Origin of the sequence: Phytobacter sp. RSE-02, from assembly GCF_040578655.1 — a bacterium.
GTDB classification, from domain to species: Bacteria; Pseudomonadota; Gammaproteobacteria; order Enterobacterales; family Enterobacteriaceae; genus Phytobacter; species Phytobacter diazotrophicus.
In genome coordinates this window covers 108,942-126,734 of sequence record NZ_JBEULY010000003.1, presented here as the reverse complement: position 1 = coordinate 126,734, position 17,793 = coordinate 108,942, and the positions used below count along the sequence as shown (strand labels likewise).

Annotated in this window: 16 protein-coding genes; 13 read left to right on the top strand and 3 right to left on the bottom strand. The window is 53.1% G+C overall.

From position 1 onward, the window contains the following. Positions 1-34: 34 nt before the first annotated feature. Positions 35-769 carry a flagellar brake protein gene (locus ABU190_RS07355; RefSeq protein WP_039079497.1) on the bottom strand — a complete coding sequence of 245 codons (735 nt, stop codon included), beginning with the start codon at positions 767-769 and terminating at the stop codon, positions 35-37. A gap of 210 nt (positions 770-979) precedes the next feature. Between ABU190_RS07355 and ABU190_RS07350 the strand changes: the two genes are divergently transcribed. Next, positions 980-1,234: a GlsB/YeaQ/YmgE family stress response membrane protein gene (locus tag ABU190_RS07350; RefSeq protein ID WP_039079496.1), complete on the top strand. Its 255-nt coding sequence runs from the start codon at positions 980-982 to the stop codon at positions 1,232-1,234. Positions 1,235-1,304: 70 nt separating this feature from the next. Here the strand turns inward: ABU190_RS07350 and ABU190_RS07345 are convergent, their stop codons facing one another. Then, complete coding sequence (locus ABU190_RS07345; RefSeq protein ID WP_354690891.1) at positions 1,305-2,999, bottom strand: alpha,alpha-trehalase; 1,695 nt, start codon at positions 2,997-2,999, stop codon at positions 1,305-1,307. Positions 3,000-4,036: 1,037 nt separating this feature from the next. Between ABU190_RS07345 and ABU190_RS07340 the strand changes: the two genes are divergently transcribed. The 10 genes from ABU190_RS07340 (at position 4,037) to ABU190_RS07295 (ending at position 15,894) form a co-directional block, all read left to right on the top strand. Beyond that, positions 4,037-4,531 (top strand): hypothetical protein, encoded by a 495-nt coding sequence (locus ABU190_RS07340; RefSeq protein WP_047370836.1) that lies wholly within the window; start codon positions 4,037-4,039, stop codon positions 4,529-4,531. Between the two features lie 22 nt (positions 4,532-4,553). Then, positions 4,554-5,060 carry a type VI secretion system lipoprotein TssJ gene (gene tssJ / locus ABU190_RS07335; protein ID WP_296439189.1) on the top strand — a complete coding sequence of 169 codons (507 nt, stop codon included), beginning with the start codon at positions 4,554-4,556 and terminating at the stop codon, positions 5,058-5,060. A gap of 25 nt (positions 5,061-5,085) precedes the next feature. Continuing rightward, positions 5,086-6,429: a type VI secretion system baseplate subunit TssK gene (tssK, locus tag ABU190_RS07330; protein WP_039079492.1), complete on the top strand. Its 1,344-nt coding sequence runs from the start codon at positions 5,086-5,088 to the stop codon at positions 6,427-6,429. Positions 6,430-6,444: 15 nt separating this feature from the next. Beyond that, positions 6,445-7,683, top strand: a complete 1,239-nt coding sequence (locus tag ABU190_RS07325; protein ID WP_354690890.1) for a DotU family type VI secretion system protein — start codon at positions 6,445-6,447, stop codon at positions 7,681-7,683. A 2-nt stretch (positions 7,684-7,685) separates the two neighbouring features. Then, on the top strand, positions 7,686-11,300 hold the full coding sequence (gene tssM / locus ABU190_RS07320; RefSeq protein ID WP_354690889.1) for a type VI secretion system membrane subunit TssM: 3,615 nt from the start codon (positions 7,686-7,688) through the stop codon (positions 11,298-11,300). A 16-nt stretch (positions 11,301-11,316) separates the two neighbouring features. Further along, positions 11,317-12,024 carry a type VI secretion system-associated protein TagF gene (gene tagF, locus ABU190_RS07315; protein ID WP_039079489.1) on the top strand — a complete coding sequence of 236 codons (708 nt, stop codon included), beginning with the start codon at positions 11,317-11,319 and terminating at the stop codon, positions 12,022-12,024. A gap of 12 nt (positions 12,025-12,036) precedes the next feature. Next, positions 12,037-13,047, top strand: a complete 1,011-nt coding sequence (gene tssA, locus ABU190_RS07310; protein WP_354690888.1) for a type VI secretion system protein TssA — start codon at positions 12,037-12,039, stop codon at positions 13,045-13,047. Between the two features lie 62 nt (positions 13,048-13,109). Beyond that, a complete protein-coding gene (gene tssB, locus ABU190_RS07305) occupies positions 13,110-13,634 on the top strand; it encodes a type VI secretion system contractile sheath small subunit (protein WP_354690887.1) in 525 nt (174 codons plus the stop codon). Between the two features lie 3 nt (positions 13,635-13,637). Beyond that, complete coding sequence (gene tssC, locus ABU190_RS07300; protein WP_039079486.1) at positions 13,638-15,137, top strand: type VI secretion system contractile sheath large subunit; 1,500 nt, start codon at positions 13,638-13,640, stop codon at positions 15,135-15,137. A 94-nt stretch (positions 15,138-15,231) separates the two neighbouring features. Continuing rightward, positions 15,232-15,894, top strand: a complete 663-nt coding sequence (locus tag ABU190_RS07295) for a hypothetical protein (protein ID WP_052249280.1) — start codon at positions 15,232-15,234, stop codon at positions 15,892-15,894. 65 nt (positions 15,895-15,959) lie between these two features. Here ABU190_RS07295 and ABU190_RS07290 read toward each other — a convergent pair whose 3' ends face one another. Further along, positions 15,960-16,181, bottom strand: a complete 222-nt coding sequence (locus ABU190_RS07290) for a hypothetical protein (protein ID WP_071195227.1) — start codon at positions 16,179-16,181, stop codon at positions 15,960-15,962. A 291-nt stretch (positions 16,182-16,472) separates the two neighbouring features. Between ABU190_RS07290 and ABU190_RS07285 the strand changes: the two genes are divergently transcribed. Both ABU190_RS07285 and ABU190_RS07280 read left to right on the top strand, forming a co-directional pair. Next, on the top strand, positions 16,473-16,901 hold the full coding sequence (locus ABU190_RS07285; protein ID WP_354690886.1) for a Rap1a/Tai family immunity protein: 429 nt from the start codon (positions 16,473-16,475) through the stop codon (positions 16,899-16,901). 408 nt (positions 16,902-17,309) lie between these two features. Further along, the gene (locus ABU190_RS07280; protein WP_039079483.1) at positions 17,310-17,792 is read left to right on the top strand and encodes a type VI secretion system tube protein Hcp; all 483 of its coding nucleotides are present in this window, start codon (positions 17,310-17,312) and stop codon (positions 17,790-17,792) included. Position 17,793 lies beyond the last annotated feature (1 nt).

Sequence of the window (17,793 nt, the reverse complement as noted above, 5' to 3'; positions counted from 1 at the left end):
GTGAAAAGACCCGCCTGGATGAGCGGGTCTTTTTTTAGCGTACGCGGCTGGCGCGTTCGCGGGCCTCGCGCTCAAGCGCAAAAATAATACGCTGGAGTTCACGCTCAACGCCGGGGCTTACGTTAAGAAAGCGAAAACTCAGACGCGGCGTGGTGATGGTTTCGTTTTTGCCGTCTACCACTTTTCGCTCACCGATGGCGATAAGCTGTGCGTCAAAATAGAACTGTCCCCATGAAGCCATATCCAGTTCTATCTGGGAAAAGCGCATACCTGCCTGCAATCCTTCCGGAACGGTGCCATCCAGTAACGCGCCCATACCGCCGAGTGAAAGGTCGAACAGGCGGAAACGCAGCTCCGTCTTTTTGTCCGGCATTTTGGCTTTACAGAAATAGGCAGGGTGTAGCGGGGCGTTGATGCGAAAGTATTCGCGACGCTGAATGAAATAGAGACTTTCTGGCAGTTCAGAAATAAAAGCGGGCAAAGCCTGATAATCGCCGCTGTGCAGTGTGGGAAGGGTAAATTCGACTTTGGCACCCTGGGTTTCGGCGGTGATGGTCACTTTTGTGGCGCGTTGCACTGCTGTGTTATCAAACTCCTGACTACCAAAGTCCATGATCAGCTCTTCGGGGTTCACTTCGAGGATCTTACTGATGAATTGCCCGCTCGACCATGCAATGCACACAGGTACCTGGCTCTTTTGCAAATCGCGTAAGACGCCGAGTACGGCTAATGGACTATTTTTCAGGAACTGCTCACTGTACTTACTCACGCCGAAAGGCTCCTTGATCACTGACAGACAGTCTTGATGCACTATCGGCAATTCCGGAGAATTCTTAATACAAATTCATAAAAATTTTCTGAGGAATTGCAATTAAGTCCGTGAGATGAAAATGCTTTTCACACTATCGCCTATACTCTAGTCAACGTGCGGGAATTATGCACGATACGTACATATGACGTTGTAGCAGGAGAAAAGTAAATGGGCATCATCGCGTGGATTGTTTTTGGTCTGATTGCAGGGGTTATCGCAAAATTAATCATGCCTGGCCGGGATGGCGGCGGATTCATTTTGACCTGTCTACTTGGGATCGTGGGGGCGGTAGTCGGTGGTTGGCTGGCGACCCGCTTTAATTTTGGCGGCGATGTAACGGGTTTCAACCTTCATAGCTTCCTGGTTGCGGTGGTGGGTGCCATCATTGTACTGGCAGTCTTTAGGCTGTTACGGCGGGGTTAATTGTTTCTATAAATGAATAAGGCCGGTGAACAAACTCACCGGCCTTTTCTTTTATTATGCTTTTATTGTGTTACTGTGCCGCCGCTTTTTGCGGTTCGGTTGCCGTCTGGGCAACTGGCTGACTGGCAGGCAGACTGTCACAAGGCTGCTCTTTCGGACAAACCAGATCGAGCATTTTCAGCGTCACGCCGTTTGTCCAGCCGAAACCATCCTGCAACGGGTATTCTCCGCCGCCGCCACCTGTCCCGGTGCTGCTGACATCATATTTTTCCACCAGCTTCTTCTCGCGGTCATAGGTATGTTGCACGTTTGACAGGAAGCGCCAGGTGACATCCATCGACAGTTTTTTCTGGTCGTAGTTTTGCAAACCGGCGACCGCCACCCATTGCAGGGGCGCCCAGCCATTCGGTGCATCCCATTGTTGACCACTGTTGACGGTGGTTGTGGAAATCCCACCGGGCTTCAACAGCCGCGACTGCGTGGCTGCCGCTACTTTTGTCGCGCGATCTTTTGCCGCCGCATTCACATACAGTGGGAAGAGGGCGGCCGCCGTTAACTGATTACGAACCTTTTTGGTTTTCAGGTCGTAATCGGCATACCAGCCCTCTTTATCATTCCACAAGTTGGCTTCAATGGCTTTCTGGCGGGCCGAGGCCAGCGCTTCATACTGGCTCGCTTTAGCGCTGTCACCGGACGCCTGGCTGGCGCGGGCGATCATTTTTTCCAGTTTGAACATCAGCGCATTCAAATCCACTGGTACGATGCTGGTGGTGCGGATGGTCCCCAGTTGTTCGGGGTTATCCATCCAGCGTGAGCTGAAATCCCAGCCCGATGCCGCAGCGGAGCGCAGATCCCGGTAGATCTCTGTTGCCGGACGATTGGGGTTGTTCTTCGCGGTGGTGACATCATCCAGCCAGGATTCCGGGCGCGGGGTGTCTTTATCATCCCAGTAGCGGTTCAGCACCGAACCGTCATCAAGCTTAACGACCCGCTTGCTGGCCTGACCGTTTTGCAGCCCCTCCAGCCCGTCCATCCAGTAGTGGTACTCTTTTTCCATCTCTGGCAGGTAGGTCTTGAGCACGTCATCACCGTCATGGGATGCCAGTAATTCAACCATAAATGCAAAGAACGGCGGTTGGGAGCGGCTCAGATAGTAACTACGGTTGCCGTTGGGAATGTGGCCCCAGGTATCAATTTCATAGGCGAAGTTAGCCACCATATCTTCAATTTTGTCCCAGTGTCCGCTCTCCGCCAGGCCCAGCATGGTGAAATAACTGTCCCAGTAGTAGACCTCGCGAAAACGGCCTCCCGGCACCACATAAGGCTTCGGCAGAGGGAGCAGAGAGTCCCATTTACCGGCTTTGTCCGTCGTGCGCGTCAGCACGGGCCACAGGCCATCAATATGCTCACGCAGGTTTTGCCCTTCCGGGGGAACATACTTTTCCCCTTCTTTTGGCAGATCAAAGTTGACGTTAACAAAGTGGCGTAGATCAAAGCTGGTCTGGTTTCGCTGCATCCGGTAGTCCGCAAGGATCATCAAGGGGTCACCCTTGGGAACGGCATCAGCGAAGGTTTTTTGATCGGGAAAGAGTTTGGCGCTTTGCACATCGCTAAACAAAGGGCCGAGCAGGATATCCGGTGACTGTGGCGTGTTGGGCGCGTCCGCCGCCAGTGCCGACGGGATAAGCGACAGCAGGGCGCCGCCCAGTGCGATGTGCATAGCAAGATACAAGGTGCGCTGACGGCGCAAATCAGGTCTTGTCATTAAATGTTCTCCTTAGCGGGTGAAAAGCGAGGCCGCAGTAGCCAACCTTGTGAAAACCTTAGTCGAATATCAGCCGAACGGCGTGCACTGTGTGGCATTTTCCGCCCTTCCAGACAATTTACCTTGCCGCCCATACCTATAAGTAAAAGTTATGACTTAAAAGTTCTTTGCACGCATTTTGATCATTTATTTAACTCAAATTAGGTAGGAAACAGGTATTTCCGCAAATAAATAAGATTTTCGTCAAATAAAATAACGGTGATTGATCAGTTTTTCTTATTGAAAACTAATTGTTATATTTGTTTTGCATCAAATAAGCTGAATTGATTCATTTACTGTCCGTTCACATTGAGTTAGCGGTGCTAAATAGTGTCGCACTGAAAACAATTTATTTAGCTGGGATAAAATATTTTCGCTGTTGATTATTTCGCTATGGTCAGACCAGGTGAATAATATTCACTTTGCACAGCTTTGATATTTCACTTTGTCGACCTGACAGGTCTTGACTTATCAGGCGTCATTCAATACTCCGCACAGTAAATGTGGTTTTGAGGCTACTAATAATGAGGGGTTAAATATGCAAAAATATCTTTTTAGGATTTATCTGATAACGAAGGTGGCGTGATGTGTTCTTGCTGTGCGTTGATAGATAAAATCATTAAATACAGTAGGTTGATCTTCATTTGAAGGGGTTCTAAGCTCTGCCTGGTTGTGATTCCTACCGTCATAAGACCTAAGTGAAATTATTTCTTGAGAATTATCTTAATTTAGATAAATTTTAAATATTCATTTTTCATTAAGGCTGAGATGATATTGAATTGTATCGTCTCGTCTGTAAAATTTAGACACGATTATCATTGATGAAGTCATATTTCGCTGCCTTGCTGGTGCAACGGCTCGTGCGGTAGCTATGCCTTTAATTCATTATTTGATCGGTTTGCAGGGTAAGGGAGAGACTTATTTTGAAAGAATGAAAAAGTTCTTTCCTAAACGTTCCAGTTCCACACAGTAATATATTTGCAATGGAAATCACCGTTATGAAAATGCGAAATGTATTAGCCCTTCTGTTTGTTTTTGCACTCTCCGCATGTAAAGCACCACCGCCGGCGACGCCCACAGACGACACGATTGTGACCAGCGAGGTGAATGGCACCACGCTTACCCACCGCTATGCGGTAAAACCACCGAAAGAGTTTCAACCCATCAAAGAGAACTACCGTGCACTCTATCCTGCGTCGCTGATGAGCACGCCGGATTACGGCGGCAAAATGATCCGTCAACTGCAAACCGGTAAAACCTACGTTGTACTGGGCCAGGTTGAGCACTTCTGGATGGCTCTGGCCGATGAAGGTCAGGAAGAGTTGATTGGTTATGTTCCGATGCGTGCTGTAGTGAAAAGCGAGTTGTACGACGAAACGGTACGCAAGCAAACCCCGCGCCTGAGAGCCCGTCAGAAACAGACCTGTGTGTCGGTTGATGGTAGCAGCAAAGCGTGTAAAAACAGCAACTCAGGTACGTGGATTCTCAATTAATTCGCCATCATGAGCGATGGATATGAAAACTAACTTCGTGGTACGCCAGCTCATCCTGGCGTTTTTCCTTACGCTGACCACCCTGGTCAGCGGTTGTGGATCGACTTCACATAGCGTACCTGCCAGTTACACCCTTCAGTTCCAGGCGCACCCGCAGGTCAACGCATCCGCGCCGCTCAAAGTCAGGGTTTTGCTGTTGAAATCCGACGCGACATTTATGTCCGCCGATTTCTGGTCGCTACAAAACAATGCGGGAAGCACCCTTGGGGGTAACCTGCTCAACAGCGATGAGTTCTTCTTACTGCCCGGTCAACTGACAAAAACACTCACCGGCCAGGCTACCCCGGAAGCACGCTATATCGGCGTGATGGCGGAGTATCAGGCGCTGGATGGCAAAAAATGGCGGATCTCCATTCCGCTTCCCGTGCAGGGTGAAAGTCGCTTTTATGAATTCTGGAAATGGTCGTCTGACTCACTTGAAGCCAGCGTTTTTCTCGACGTGAACGGGATCCGCGTCGTTTCCAGATAGCGCCCAGTCTTAACAGGAAAACAGCATGAACAAAGCAGAAAAGGTCGTCTGGACCGAGGGTATGTTTCTGCGTCCTCATCATTTTCAACGTGCGGAAAGCCACCTGCATAGCCACATTCGTGAATGGGGGGCGTTACAACGGCCCTGGCTATGGGGCTTTCTGGACCTTGAACTGGATGACGCAATGTTGCGCCAGGGCTGTATCGCGCTGAGTTATGCCAGCGGTCTGCTACCGGATGGCACCTTTTTTTCCTTTCACGATCCGCGTCATGCGCCCGCGCCATTAGCCATTGGGGATAACGTAACCAATGAGCGTGTCGTGCTGGCCTTACCTGCCCGCCGGGGTGGGCGTGAAGAGGTTATCTTCAGCGAAGATAAAGAGTCACTGGCGCGCTACGTGGCCTGGGAAGCCGAAGTGGATGATGACAACGCCATTTCCGTTGGTCCGGCAGCCGTGCAGTTTGGTCGTTTACGCCTGAAACTGATGCTGGAAAAAGATCTGACCGCCGAGTGGACGGCGATGGGTGTGGTTCAGATACTGGAAAAGCGAAACGATAATCACATTCGTCATGATTCGGCCTATATTCCACCGATGCTCAACGCCACCAACAGCGCGCCGCTGTACGCGATGATTAACGACCTGCAAAGCCTGTTATCCCAGCGTAGCCAGCAGTTTGCCCAGCGTCTGCGCCAGCCTGGCCGCTTCAATACCACGGAAATGGTCGAATTCTCTCTGCTGGCATTGATCAATCATCACGTCGGCTTGATTTCGCATCTGAAAACCTTGCCGCTGCTGCACCCGGAAGAGCTGTGGCGCGAATGGCTGGCATTTGCCACCGAACTAACCACCTGGACATCCGCGCGTGCGCCGGAAGAGGTGTTGCCGGTTTATGACCACGACAACCTCGCCGGCTGCTTTAGCCGTCTGGTGCTGATGTTACGTCAGGGGCTGTCGCTGGTGCTGGAAGAGCATGCCATTCAACTGCCGCTTACCGAACGCACCCACGGCCTCAATGTCGCGACGCTGCCGTCCACCAGCATGGCGCGCGAGTTTGGTTTTGTCCTGGCGGTGAAAGCCAATGTGCCAGGCGAGATGCTGCAAACCCATTTCCCGGCGCAGATGAAAGTCGCCCCGGTCACCAAAATCCGCGACCTGGTGCAACTCCAGCTTCCCGGTATGAAGCTGCGGGCAATGCCCGTCGCGCCGCCGCAAATTCCCTGGCATGCGGGCTACAACTACTTCGAACTGGAAAAAGGGGGCGAGCTCTGGAGCGAAATGGAGAAATCCGGCGCCTTTGCGCTGCATCTGGCAGGTGAATTTCCAGGACTGGACATGGAATTTTGGGCCGTCCGTAGCCCGAAAGATTAATAGCGAGCGCAAGATATGCAGGAACAACACGCTAACGGCCGTGATGCCGATGTTGCGGGCGCGGGCGGTAACAACCCTCTGGTGACCGCCGCTAACCCGCTGCTTAACGCGATACCGCAGATTCGCCACTCTGTTTCTCACGACGACCAGGCCGGTCTGCGCCAGCAACTGATTGATGAAATTCGCCGTTTTGAAGTGCGCTGCCAGCAATCGGGTCTTGCGTATGAAGTGATTGTCGGGGCGCGTTATTGCCTGTGTACCGCTCTGGATGAAGCGGCGGCGCTGACACCCTGGGGAAGCCGTGGCGTCTGGTCCGGCAGCGGTCTGCTGGTGACCTTTCACAACGAAACCTGGGGTGGCGAGAAATTTTTCCAGTTGCTGGCGCGCCTGTCGCAAAACCCGCGTGAGCATATCGTCCTGCTGGAGCTGATTAATTTTTGCCTGTTGCTGGGCTTCGAAGGTCGCTATCGGGTCATGGACAATGGGCGAACCCAGCTTGAAACCATCAAGCAGCGTTTGTGGCAGATGATTCGCGGCGTACGGGGAAATTATCCGCCGTCGTTGTCGCCGCATCCGGAAGATCAGCCGGTGCTGCGCAAACTCTGGCGCCCAATGATCCCGCTGTGGGCCTGTGTGGCGCTGGCCGGGTTTCTTGCCTGCCTGTTTTATATCGTTCTTAACTGGCGACTTGGCGATAACACGAACCCGGTACTGGCAAAAATTTACCAGACCACATTGCCAGAAGCGTCCATTGCCCAACCGGCGCCATCGTTGCCTCCCGTGCTTAACCTGCGCGGCTTCCTGAAACCGGAAATCGACGCCGGGCTTGTCGCGGTGCGCGATGAAACGGATCGCAGCGTTGTCACCCTGAAAGGCGACGGGCTGTTTGCGTCGGGTTCAACGGTGGCACGTGAAAACTACGCACCGGTGATTGACCGTGTCGCGCAGGCCATGAACAACGTCAGCGGCAAAATTCTGGTGGTGGGCTATAGCGATAACGTGCCGATCCGCAGCGCACGCTTTGCTTCCAACTATGAACTGTCCCTCGAACGCGCGCGCTCCGTACAGTCGCTGTTGCAAAAACATTTAAGTCAGCCGGATCGCGTGAAAGCGGAAGGGCGGGGTGAAATGAACCCCATCGCGCCGAACAATACGGCGGAAAACCGCGCCCGCAACCGCCGCGTGGAGATAACGTTACTGGTTTCGCCGGGTAATACGGCAGCCGAACTGAACGGATTGCCACAAGGAAACTAAGGATGAATAGTCTGCTTTCAATTCTGACGAACCGCATATTGTGGGGTTTTCTTGGGATGACAGCGCTGGCAGCGGTGATATGGATGATAGGTCCGCTGCTCTCTGTCGTTGATTCACGCCCGCTGGAGTCTGAACAAAACCGGATTATCACCATCGCGGTGATGTATTTCATCTGGGTGCAAAGCCACATTATTCCGCGTCTTTACAACGCGTGGCTGAACCGCAAACTGATGGACAACCTGAAAAGCGATAATGCGCCGAAAGAGACGGCGGATCACAAACGGTTGAACAGCGAAGAGCAAATCCTGGCTGACCGTTTTGAAGAAGCGTCTCAGGTGCTGAAAAAAGCGCATTTCAACCAACCAGGTCAGCGTGGCGGGCAATGGACCCAGCGTTTCAGCACGCAGTACCTGTATCAGTTGCCCTGGTATGTCGTCATTGGTGCGCCGGGCGCCGGGAAAACCACCGCGCTGGTCAACTCCGGGCTGCAATTTCCGCTGGCCGACAAATTTGGCAAAACGGCGCTGCGAGGGATTGGCGGTACGCGCAACTGTGACTGGTGGTTTACCAATGAAGCCGTTCTGCTGGACACCGCCGGACGTTACAGCACCCAGGAGAGCGAGCAGGCGCAGGATGCCAGCGAATGGCTGAAATTCCTCGGTCTGCTGCAAAAATACCGTCGCCGTCAGCCCATCAACGGGGTGATTGTCACCGTGAGCGTCGCCGATCTGCTCACCCAGTCAGGCGATGCTTCACGCGAACAGGCGCTTAATCTACGCAAACGCCTGACCGAACTGCATGAACAACTGGGCATCCGTTTTCCGGTCTATGTGTTGGTGACGAAAGCGGATCTCCTGAAAGGCTTTCGTGCCTATTTTGCCGGGTTCGATAAAGCCCAGCGTGACCAGATCTGGGGTTTTACCTTCCCCTGGCAGGAGGGCAAGCAGGCCGATTTTGACCTGATGGGGCGTTTTACCCAGGAGTACGCGTTACTGCAACAGCGCCTTGATGCGGCCTTACCGGATATTTTGCTGCACGAGAGCGATCCGAAAGCGAGAGCCGAAAGCTACCTGTTCCCTCAGGAGTTTGCCGCGCTGCGTCCGCTACTGGCCGATTATCTGCAAACGCTGTTTGCCCGCTCGAACTTCGAAACCGAATTTTCACCACGCGGTATCTATCTGGCGAGCGGTACCCAGGAAGGGTTGCCGTTTGACCGGGTGATGGGAGAACTGGGACGTTCGCTCTCGCTTCCTCGCGGTAATACCGGTGACAGTTGGGATAGCGTCAGCAAAGAGGAGCCGGTACCCGGCGGTAAAGGACAAAGCTTCTTTATCAAAAACCTGCTGCAAAACGTTATTTTTCAGGAAGCCGGTATTGCCGGACAGAATCGCTGGTGGGAAATGCGCAACCGGGCGGTCATGTGGGCCGGTTATGCCGCGCTGCTGGTTCTGCTGGTGGTGATTAGCGGTCTGTGGCTGACAAGTTACAGCAACAACAAAACCTATCTGCAGGAAGTCGAAGCCAAAGTGCCTGGTATCAGCCAGGAGATTAAAGCGCTGCGCGAGCGTCCGCAAGGCGATGTCTTTGCCTTACTGCCGCTGCTAAACAGCCTCGCGGCGCTGCCGCAAAGTGAGGACTTTGACGTTAACAGCCCGCCACTGACCCGCCGTATGGGGCTGTATCGTGGCTATGACGTCTCTGACGCATCGCAGGCGTTGTACCAAAAAGCGTTGCAGGAGTTGCTGTTACCGGATGTGGCGTCACGCATCACCACCTGGCTGCGAAATGATAACGGTAGCGATGTGGAATACAGCTACGAAGCGTTAAAAGCGTATCAGATGCTCTACCAGCCGAAACATTATGACGGCAAGTTCCTGCATCAGTGGGTCATGCTCAACCTGGAGCGCAATCTGCCGCAGAACATGACACAGGCCCAGCTTCGTCGTCTGGAATGGCATTTGACCCAACTGCTGGAGCCGCAAATTCAGTCCTCGCCGTTTGCCAAAGATGAAGCATTGATTGCCAGGGAGCAGGCGTTAATCAACCAGCAACCGCTCGCGGCGCGCGTCTACGGACGCCTGAAACGTCTGCTCGCGGCGGATGAAAACCTCAAGCCGGTTTCGCTGGCCTCGCTGGGTGGCCCGCAAAGCGAGCTGGTGTTCTCGCGCAAGAGCGGTAAGTCGCTCAATGACGGTATCCCCGGTTTATATACCCCGGACGGATACTGGCAGCATTTCGATAAGCAGATTGGTACTGTGACCAACGCGCTGCATACCGATGATGCCTGGGTACTCGGTTCCACCGTCAAACAAGAAGATCAGCAGCAGACGGATAACGCGGTACGCCAGCTTTACGCCCGGGATTTTATCAGCCAGTGGGACAGCTTCCTTAGTGATATTGCGCTCAACAACAGTGCTAATCTTTCACAGCGTATTAATACAGCACGTCTGCTCTCGGGCAACAGTTCGCCGCTGCGTCAGTTGGTGGTCAACTTAAGCCAGGTATTGACGCTGACCCGTGACACCCCGGAAGAGGGCGAAAAAAAGCCGGAGGAGGGCAACAGCACCAGCCGCACACTCAACGTGCTGTTTGGCAATCGTGATAACGCGAACACTGCGCCTGCCGCCGCTACGGCGCAGACGCCGGAACAGCGGGTAACGGAACACTACGCGCCGATTATCGAACTGGCTCAGCCGCTGGAAAAAGGCGGCAAAACCATCGTGTTTGATGATTTTTTAAAGCAGATTGATGAACTTTATCGCTATCTGACAGCGGTACAGGATGCGGCCAACAGCGGCATGCCTGCCCCCGGCGGTGAAGCCATCAGTCGGCTGCAGGCCAGCGCAGGGCGTCTGCCCGGCGGGTTGCAGTCCATGTTCAGCAATATGGCGGTGGGCGCCAGCAGCGATACGCAAAGCCGCGAGCTGGAAAATGTCCGCAAGCGCATCAGCGTCGAAGTGGGCGGTTTTTGCCGTCAGGCCATCGCCGGTCGTTACCCGCTGGTTCGTAACGCCAGCAGTGAAGTAACGCCAGACGACCTGGCGCGCATGTTTGCCCCGGGCACCGGCCTGATGGACAGTTTCTTTCGTGACAACCTGACCAGCAAAGTGGATACCACCCAGTCACCCTGGCGCTTTATGCCGGGCATTGATGGTAAGACCTTGCCAGGTAGCGAAGGATTACTGGCGCCGTTTCAACAGGCGCAATCTATTCGCGATGCGTTTTTTGCCGGGGGGAGTACGACGCCCTCTTATCGTGTGACGGTGCGTACCGTGAGCATGGACAACGCGATTTTAAACCTGACGCTGGATGTGGATGGGCAGATTCTCCGTTACAGCCACGGTCCACAGGCGGTGCAACTGGTGAACTGGCCAGGGCCGGGCGGAACCAACCAGGTACGGATGCAGCTTGGGCTGACGAACGGCACCACCTCGACGCTGGTGACCAATGGAGCATGGGCGCTGAACCGCTTTGTTGACAAGGCGCGTGTGACACCGGGCAGCAGTAGCCTGAGCCGCCAGGCAACCTATAACGTTGATGGACACCAGGTCACGCTTGAGTTCATCCCTGGCAGCATTCGCAACCCGTTTCAGCTTCCCCGTTTCGCATGCCCTTAACCGCAAGGAAAGTCGAATGACTACGACGAGTGCAATTAGCTGGTATGGAAAATTGCCCAGTGCCGGCGACTTCTTACAGCGACGTTTCCCGGACGCGCTCCAGCGTCAATGGTCCCACTGGTTTCAGGTGGGGCTACTGAACTGGCAAAAAGAGCAAGAGCGTGCGGCGGACAGGCAATTCGGCAATGCGCCGATATGGAATTTTGTCGTGCCGCCAATGTTAGGTGGTCAGCAGGTGCAGATGGGCTGTCTGTTACCCGGTCGCGACAGCGTCGGGCGGCAATATCCGCTGTGCGCACTGCTGGCGATAAACCCGCTGGAGTGGTCTCCACGCCAACTGGCGCAGTCGGGGGACTGGTATGAGCAACTGGGGCGAACCCTGCTGCATGCGATCCGCAACAGTTACTCCGCCGAACAACTTGATCAGGCGCTGCTGTCGATTCCCACGCCGCAGCCCGTGGTAGAAGAAAACCGCTCGGAAATTCTCGATGTTATCGGTTACGAAGGCGACGCGGCGCCGACGTTGAGCTGGCGTCAGGCAGCGGAATGTTTTGACCCGCTGCGCCAGACCAGTTTCTGGTGGACCAACCGTAGCGATGGCTATCCGCTCTATACGCATGTGCACAGCGGCAATTTTACCGGGCAGCTTTTTACCATGCTGTTCGATCCGGCAGGCGGTGCACGACCGGGGCGCCATGGTCTTTATCCTCCGATGTTTGATTAAGCGAATCTGTGTATGACTCTTGAAACCTTACTTGAACCCATCAGCCCGACGCAGCCCTGTGGTGAAAACCTGGAGTATGACGCTGAGTTTCAGGCGCTGGAACAGGCAAGCCAGGGCAAAGCGGAACAGCAATTTGGTGACACCATTATTCCCGCAGAGCCGGCAGACTGGACGCGTGTTGAAAAGCTGGCCACCGCGCTGCTGTCACGCACCAAAGATCTGCGCGTCATGCTGGCGCTGACCCATGCCTGGACGCGTCGCCGTGGTCTGGAAGGGTATGCAGACGGGCTTTCACTTATCGGCCAGGCACTGGCCCTCTACTGGGATGATCTGTGGCCCGCGTTGACAGAAAACGGTGAAGAAGATCCGTTTTACCGTATTAACGCGCTGGCAGAACTCAGTGATAAATCCACACTCACCGCCACACTGCGCCAGTCGATTTTACTGCGTAGCAATGGCGATGAGCTGACAGTTCGCGACGCACAGGCGCTACTGGACGGTAGCAAAACAGAGTGCCCCAATTTTCCGGGCGGACGCGTACGGCTGGTTGACGAACTGGCCCGCGCCGGAAAAGAGGCCACCAGCGTCATGATGCAAATCGAGGGACGGTTGCTCACCATCCGTAGCTGGCTGGTGGAACGTCTTGGGGAGAGTGGTGCGCCGGAAATGGAACAACTCATTAAGACCGCAACCTTGATTAACCGCGCAGGTCGCGCAGGCGACGAGGCGCAGCCCGACGAGACAGCGACAACGTCTATTCCTCAGGCGTCGGCGACGACACCCGCCGCAGCGCCTGCCAATCATACGGACTGGCGGAGCGTGCAGCTTAACAGCCGCGCTGATGCGCAACTGATGCTGGAAAAAGTGAAACTCTATTTTGCTCAGCATGAGCCAAGCCATCCCGCCCCGCTGATGATTGACCGCGTACAGCGGCTGATCGAACTGGATTTTATGGCGATCGTTCGCGATCTGGCGCCGGATGGCGTGCAGCAACTGGAAAACATATTTGGGCGTCACCCATAACCTTTGACGACAGGGTGAAACAATCCCGATAGCGTCACCGCGCATCTTCGATGGAGAACATCATGGCAACGAGTAACAGTGGACAAAAATTTATCGCGCGTAACCGCGCGCCACGCGTTCAGATTGAATACGACGTGGAAGTGTATGGCGCGGAGCGCAAAATTCAGCTTCCGTTTGTGATGGGGGTGATGGCCGACCTGGTGGGTAAGCCGGTTGATAATCTGCCTTCTGTTGACGAACGTAAGTTCCTTGATATCGATATCGACAACTTCGATGAACGCATGAAAGCGCTGAAACCGCGCGTGGCTTTCCAGGTGGACAACACGCTGACCGGGGAAGGCAAATTGAACGTCGATCTGACCTTCGACAGCATGGAAGATTTCCTGCCGGATGCGGTGGCACGCAAAGTCGAGCCGCTGAATTCACTGCTTGAAGCCCGTACTCAGCTCTCCAACCTGCTGACCTATATGGACGGTAAAAACGGCGCGGAAGAGCTGATTGCTAAAATCCTGAAAGATCCGACACTGCTGAAATCGCTGAGCCAGATGCCGGACAACCGCGATAGCACGTCAGGTAAAGAGGAGTAAATCATGAGCAATGTAACCCAACAGCAAGACTTGCCGCAGGGCGAAACATTCAGCCAGGACGAGTTTAGCGCGCTGCTCAGCAAAGAGTTTCGCCCGAAAACGGAACAGGCGCGTTCAGCGGTCGAGTCTGCGGTACAGACGCTGGCCCAGCAGGCGCTGGCTAACACCGTTACCTTCTCTTCGGACACTTATCGCACGATTCAGAATCTGATTGCCGGGATTGATGAAAAACTCTCTCAACAGGTCAATGAGATCATTCACCACGAAGAGTTTCAGAAACTGGAAAGCGCCTGGCGTGGGCTGAGCTATCTGGTCAACAACACTGAAACGGACGAAATGCTGAAAATCCGCTTTATGAGCATTTCGAAGCCGGAACTGGGGCGTGTCCTGAAACGCTACAAAGGTGTCGGCTGGGACCAGAGTCCTATCTTCAAAAAAATCTACGAAGAAGAGTACGGTCAGTTCGGTGGCGAACCGTTTGGCTGCCTGGTTGGCGACTACTATTTCGATCACAGTCCGCAGGATGTGGAACTGCTGGGCGAAATGGCGCGTATCGGCGCGGCGGCACACTGTCCGTTTATTACCGGTACCGCACCGAGTGTGATGCAGATGGAATCCTGGCAGGAGCTGGCGAACCCGCGCGACCTGACCAAAATTTTCCAGAACACCGAGTACGCCGCCTGGCGTTCGCTGCGTGAATCGGAAGACTCCCGCTACCTGGGGCTGGTGATGCCGCGCTTCCTGTCACGCCTGCCGTACGGTATTCGCACTAACCCGGTTGATAGCTTCGACTTTGAAGAAGAGACCGATGGCGCTAACCACAGCAACTACTCGTGGGCGAACGCGGCGTATGCGATGGCGACGAACATCAACCGCTCTTTCAAAGAGTACGGCTGGTGTACCTCGATTCGCGGTGTCGAATCCGGCGGGGCGGTGGAAAACCTGCCATGCCACACCTTCCCGAGCGATGACGGCGGCGTGGACATGAAGTGCCCGACTGAAATCGCCATCAGTGACCGTCGTGAAGCCGAGCTGGCGAAAAATGGCTTTATGCCACTGATTCACCGCAAAAACTCTGACTTTGCCGCCTTTATCGGTGCCCAGTCGCTGCAAAAACCGACGGAATACCATGACGCCGATGCGACCGCTAACGCGCGTCTGGCCTCGCGTTTGCCGTACCTCTTCGCCTGCTGCCGCTTTGCACACTATCTCAAGTGCATTGTGCGCGACAAAATCGGCTCTTTCCGCGAGCGTGATGAAATGGAGCGCTGGCTGAACGACTGGGTGATGAACTATGTCGATGGCGACCCGGCAAACTCCTCTCAGGAGACCAAAGCGCGCAAACCGCTGGCCGCCGCCGAAGTGCAGGTGCAGGAGATTGAAGATAACCCCGGTTACTACACCGCGAAATTCTTCCTGCGTCCGCATTATCAACTGGAAGGACTGACTGTCTCACTGCGTCTGGTATCAAAACTGCCGTCGCTGAAAACCAAAGAGGCATAAGAGCGGAGACGCCGCAGGCTGGCTGTGAACGTGCCTGCGGCACCGTGCATCATACATATTGTTTAATCCATTGGTCAGCAAGGAGCACACCATTATGTCTGGTTCACCCGTTCAGATAGCGGAGGGGATGTTAAAGATTTTAAATCCCGAGAAGCAAAGCGCAGCGGATATCGTCTTACAGGCGGCCATCGATAGCTTTGTCTCTTTACCACAGGATATGTGGACTCTGGCAAAGGACATGTTTGATACCGAGAACAGTGGCCTCAATGAGAGGGAGCGCATTCGTCTGGGCGAGCTAACGAAACGTGGGGTGACGTCCAAAGACTTCTGGCAACTTATCTATATTGTCATCAATCGCTATGTCCACGGCTTAAATCACGAGCAGTTGGAAAAAATAATGCTAAAAGTGGCTGGCTCTCAATTAGGTAAGTTGGCCTTTAAAACGGTTTTTGCCAGTGAACTGGCCTCCTGGTTCGGCACATACATCATCCCGCGCTTTTTACTTTCTGCCAAAATAACCGGTGTGCTGGGTGTCGGGGCAATGATTTCACGGTCCATTTATAGCTCGAGGGATCTGAAAGAGCTTAATGAATCTATTTACTATGCCTTGCGCGAGGCGGGCGATCTGGATTTGCTTTATTTTATGGTAGAGGACGTACTGGAACCGTGGATTGAGGCGATTAATTATCTCAGTACCAACAGAATGTTCACCGAGCAGATCATTGACCATTTTGTTGCCAGGGCGCCAAAGGCGTGAAGAATACAGCAAACGGTATTTTCATCGGTAGGCCTCAGGCACCGCTGGAGCAGGTTGGCTGGATCTTAACGATGGGTAAGTTTATTCTTATAAATCCGACGAACAAGAAAAAACAAACCGCAGACAACCAGGAGAAACAGCACTTTTCCTGTTAATGCGCCGGTGGAGTAGGGATTGAGCGATTCATATTTAAGAACCAACCAGAGCGATTGAATGATATCCACAAGGGTATACGCTCCGGCAAGCAGTAAAATAAACATTGCAGTCAGCGCGAGGAATTTTTTCATTTTCAATCCTTAAATTTGAAAGGGCAGGGAGTGAAAGAATAATAGCATGTCATTCGCTGTAGTAAAAACCAGTGTACAATACGAAAACTGTTATTCGGACTCATGCGATGCTGCTGCCATATAAGTACTTTTCGAAAACAATAATCACCATTAACGAAAAAAGACAGTATGGTTATTGATATGTTTTTTAAGGACGACGGTCATATTTCCCCCGGTTGCGCAGCGCTTACCGGGGCTACGTAAGGAACAGGTTCGGTGATGTTTGCCGCATCCGGGAACAGGGAACAGGACATGAAAAAACGTTACATCGCACTTAGCCTGCTGTGTTGTCTCGCGACGGGACTGGCAAACGCTGAGACCTATGAATACCCGCGAGCAGAGCCGCTACCCCAGGATGATACCGCGAATTTTCTGCGTGATACCGGGTTGTTGACAGGGTTTGACGTCAATATGAGCAGTGAGCGTTTTGCGCAAGCCTGGTTCTCGAAAATCAACGAACGGGAGCGGATCAAGGCTGAAATGTATTTTCTTGGCGTGATGGATGCGACGGAAGGAAAAACCTGGTGCAGTTATCAACGGCTACTTCCCTCCTCAGCCCATGAACATCTCTCATCCCGTTTTGCGAATTTAACACCGCAGGAGCGTAGAACCCGGGCATCAACCCTTATTGTTGAATCACTGTCTGCTGTTTTTCCCTGTAAAAAAGAGAAGAAAAAATGAGCTTTTTTTATAAAACGTTAAAATAGCATCATTATTCTTTGGCACGGCGTAAAAGAGCGCCCGCGTAGTGATATATGTAGTGATATATCTGGAACTGCCCATCACAATAATGTTATGTAAATTAAACTATTCCCAGGCTACCCGGAAAACGGGTTCCGGGAACACAATATAATCTAGTTTTAGAATTATTTTATTAGACAATTCACAGCGTTAATCTTCGCGACCCTTGTTGTTCAGAGGGTGCAAAGCATATCCGCCAGGGTCATGATGGCGGATATGAGGGAGAGGTAAAATATGGACGGTTTTAGCTGGCCCCATATTTACCCATTAGTTCTATACCATCAGCGATGACTGGTATATACACGCTTTTTCGAAAGCAATAATCATCATTAACGAAGAGTAAATATTATGGCTATTGATATGTTTCTGAAGGTCGATGGCGTTACGGGTGAGTCGAAAGATTCTAACCACACCGGCTGGACTGATATTACTTCTTTTTCCTGGGGCGCTTCACAGCCAGGGAATATGAGCGTCGGCGGCGGCGGTGGTGCCGGTAAAGTTAATTTCAATGACCTGCATGTAAACGCATTAATTGACAAATCCACAACGGCAATCCTGAAACACTGCGCCAGCGGCAAGCACTTAACCAAAGTTGAGCTTTCTGTCTGCAAAGCGGGCGGTCAGCAGGTTGAATATGCGCGCATTACGCTGGAAGAAGTGTTAGTAACTTCCGTGCAGTACACCGGTGCGGATAATGGCGACACCGTTGGCGTAACTTACGCATTCCAGGCTGCAAAAGTGAAACAGCAGTACTGGGAGCAGTCTTCTTCTGGCGGTAAAGGCGCTGAAACCAGTGCCGGCTGGAATATCAAAGAAAACAAAGAAGCGTAAG